Raw genomic sequence first — 3,312 nt, forward strand, 5'->3', positions numbered from 1 at the left:
ATGAGCAGCCGCAGTTTGGTTTGATTGATTGCAGTAAGGGCAAAGCCGACTCTAAAGCATCCCCAATGCTTGCCTTTCACATAAACAGGTGTTGATATATCCCATGTCATTTCCCCGGTATCACGGGGGTATTCCTGCAAGAATCCCTCTTGTGTATTTTTTTGTGCCCGAATACCGATTTCGTCTTTAAATATCCGTTTGGTTCTATTACCCAAAAGGTCTTTTTGTTTATCCCCTGTAATCGGTTTTGAAAAACGGGTATTATGGGTGGGAAGATATCCATTTACATCTAAGGTTGCGGCATATAACAAATCCGTGGTTTTTAAAAATTCATCCTGAAGAGATAAGAAAGCTCTATCTGTATACCGGTCATATTTTGTGTGAAATTTTGGCGGGTCAAACCCCGGTATTTCCTCATAATTGGTATCCATGACCTCACCGAGTGTCAGAACACCATTGTCAATTGCTTCTTCAAGAATCCTGCCAATCGCTTTTGCACCGATAATCGATGCCATTTTACCCTTGTCTACCAATTGCTTATCAAACAGATTGTTTTGCTGATAATACAAAAAAGCAGCCCCAATAACAGTTACGATAAAAAGGATGACATTTGTTAAGATCGAAATTTTTAAACCTAGTTTTCTTTGAATTAGACTGATCATTGGATATAACCTTTTAAGTTTTTGGGTATAAAAACACCATGGATTGAATTAATTTTTCTTATAACCGATACGAACAGCTCCCCAGTGACGATCCCTGGTGAAGACTGGGATGGAAAAGTCCACTAGTTCCTCTCCGGTATCCAGAGCATATTGCTGGACAAGGTAGGGTTCTTTATTTTTTGATGCGTTGCGCCCGATGCGATCATTCAATATTCTTTTTACTCTGCTATTTTTTAAATCCTCTTCCCGATTGCCCGTGGGCGAAATAGAAAATTTACTGTTCGCAGCGGGTAAATATCCATAAGCGTCTACGGCCATAACATATACTAATTTTTCATCTTTATTGAGGTAGGTATCACATATTTTCTGAAGCGGTGCTTCCAGTTGTTTATCATACTGGGTGCTGTATTTTGGCGGTTCGGTATCAGGGATGGGGATATAAAAGGTGTCAAATAGCTGAGGCATCGTCAATACATTAGAATTTAGCAAACTTTCAAACAATGAGGTTACTTCATGATTGCAGCTTTCGGCCCATTGTTTGACCTGCATATCAAAGTCTAAAATATCCTCCCGGGCAAGCAAGTTACCATTGAAAGACAAACAAACCATAAGAATCCATAGCATGATAATACTTTTCTTAAAAAATTTATCCATAAAAAATCCCTATATCTGCCGCTGGTTAATATTATTTAAATCCCTATTTTGATTTTTTCGGCGTTATGGCGTCAATAATCCGTGTCACCTCATCCACAATGTCAGGGGTATAGGCGTCTGCTTCATGGGAAATACCAAGGAAATATTTCCCCAAAGGGAAAACCAATAATTTGTCATTATTTTTTAGTGTATACCCGAGGTATTTAAAATAGCTCAACCCCATCATTGGTTTGATCGCCTCACAACTTAGCCCGCTGTATATAATAGAGGCGGATAAGGATTCCGGATTTTTAAAATCATGCACAATTATATGCCCGTCCTTTCTCACGAGAATATAATTAATAATCCCAGGGATCTGTAAAATCAAATCTGCAAATTCATTAAATTTAGTCGCCATTGTTTAATCCTCGATTGCAGTCTGAATTTCTCATTATTGGCTTAAACATCGGTTCCATTGTCCCCCACATATGGTGCAATCAAATTTATATATTTTTCTTCCCTTTCACTGTTATTGATTTCATTTAAAAGTATTTCCACTAGACGCGGCAAAGATGATTCCGACGGATCATTTGAACCTATCCAAGCCTTAATAGCATCCTTAAAAATTATTTTTGCCATGGGACCTACAATTTTCAAAAGAGCTGCCTGCATACCGCTAAGCTGTTCGGAAATTGGGCTGTTGTTTATTATTTCTTCAATGGATATTTCTTTTTTAACCGGTTGAGCTTGAGTATTGCTATCCCTGTTCTCGGCTGCACGGTCGAATGTTTCACCCATTTGTATTATTTCATCGGCAACCATGCTCATGCTCATTGTAATCAGGTTCTGATTGAGTGACGGCTCACTCATGATGATGAGATACGAGGTTTTCCCCAATGGCCTTACAATAATTGTGGATTCTTCATAATACAAAGAAAGCTCGGTAATATCAGGAGATCCCGCTTTGGAGCTCCGGTATATCTTATCTATAACTTTTCCTATCTTATTGAGATTATCTTCTTTAAAAACCGGTGGTAAATTGTTCATTTGAATGCCGTGTGTTACACCGAAAACAAACCCTCCAATAATTCCGGGAATCGTTTTAATCTCGTCAAGTACAGTATTCATTATTCCTCACTTAGTTTTCGTGGTCTCAAGTTTAATAACGGATAATATGATCAATATTTACACCCGATTTGATTTCTGCTGCAATAAAATACTGATTTGATTTGATAAGGGCTATTTTAGATCTATTTGATGTGTCTATTTTTAAATATTTCAAATTGCCACTACCCGAACCACTAATGGTATTGGCCATTGTAAAATATTCGGAAGGCGGCAAATCAAAAAAATCCTTGAATGATGAACTCTCATTTAAAAGGGTGTTTCTATCATTAAATATCCTGTAATTTAAAATTTCGAGGGTGTTGCAAAGTGTCTCCTCCAATTTTTTATAATTCTCCTCGTTACGCTCGGCTTCCAATGTTGCTTCACTGATTTTTGAAATACCAGATATGCGGTCAGAGGCCTGAATACCAAGTTGCTTAAATATAGCATCAAAAAGGAGGGGGATTTCCACCGGTTTTTTAAAAGAATAAAAAAAACCTCGGGCCTCAAGCCGTTCAATTAACGGCCTGGATAAGTTGGCCGTGATGGCGATGGTTTGCGTGTTAGGAAATTTTTTTCTAACATAGGCAAGCAATTTAAATCCATCTATTTCAGGCAGATCCAGTTCAGTAATCAAGAGATCTATCTCATGGAATTCAAAAAGTTTTGCAGCCGTTTTTGCATGGCCCGTTGAAAGAACACTGAATTCATCACACTCATTCAGCTCTTTTAAAAGGGTATTGCGCATCTCAGCGTTGTTATCAACAAGTAATATTTTTTTCACTATTACAAACTCCTCTATCAACAATCACGCAAGATTGTAACTTTGCTGATAATCAAAACTTATAGATAGGAATTCATCTTTTGTCAAGATAAGTATCCCCCACAGTGAAGGACCTGATTTTCCATC

General features: G+C 37.8%; 5 protein-coding genes. All 5 read right to left on the reverse strand.

Annotated features, from left to right (window positions below):
* On the reverse strand, window positions 1-662 hold a 662-nt coding region (locus KKG99_12380), incomplete at its 3' end, for a HAMP domain-containing protein (protein MBU1013794.1).
* A 48-nt stretch (window positions 663-710) separates the two neighbouring features.
* Window positions 711-1,316, reverse strand: coding sequence for a chemotaxis protein (locus KKG99_12385; GenBank protein MBU1013795.1), 606 nt, complete (start codon window positions 1,314-1,316; stop codon window positions 711-713).
* 43 nt (window positions 1,317-1,359) lie between these two features.
* Window positions 1,360-1,713 carry a hypothetical protein gene (locus tag KKG99_12390; GenBank protein MBU1013796.1) on the reverse strand — a complete coding sequence of 118 codons (354 nt, stop codon included), beginning with the start codon at window positions 1,711-1,713 and terminating at the stop codon, window positions 1,360-1,362.
* A 41-nt stretch (window positions 1,714-1,754) separates the two neighbouring features.
* Window positions 1,755-2,423 (reverse strand): hypothetical protein, encoded by a 669-nt coding sequence (locus KKG99_12395; GenBank protein ID MBU1013797.1) that lies wholly within the window; start codon window positions 2,421-2,423, stop codon window positions 1,755-1,757.
* A gap of 31 nt (window positions 2,424-2,454) precedes the next feature.
* Window positions 2,455-3,186 (reverse strand): response regulator, encoded by a 732-nt coding sequence (locus tag KKG99_12400; protein MBU1013798.1) that lies wholly within the window; start codon window positions 3,184-3,186, stop codon window positions 2,455-2,457.
* Window positions 3,187-3,312: the final 126 nt, after the last annotated feature.

The sequence above is a fragment of the Bacteroidota bacterium genome, assembly GCA_018816945.1.
Classification (GTDB): domain Bacteria; phylum Bacteroidota; class Bacteroidia; order Bacteroidales.

Bases quoted from the DNA above. Each gene is read 5' to 3' on its own strand.
- KKG99_12385 (MBU1013795.1), bottom strand. From the start codon at position 1,316: ATGGATAAATTTTTTAAGAAAAGTATTATCATGCTATGGATTCTTATG.
- KKG99_12390 (MBU1013796.1), bottom strand. From the start codon at position 1,713: ATGGCGACTAAATTTAATGAATTTGCAGATTTGATTTTACAGATCCCT.
- KKG99_12395 (MBU1013797.1), bottom strand. From the start codon at position 2,423: ATGAATACTGTACTTGACGAGATTAAAACGATTCCCGGAATTATTGGA.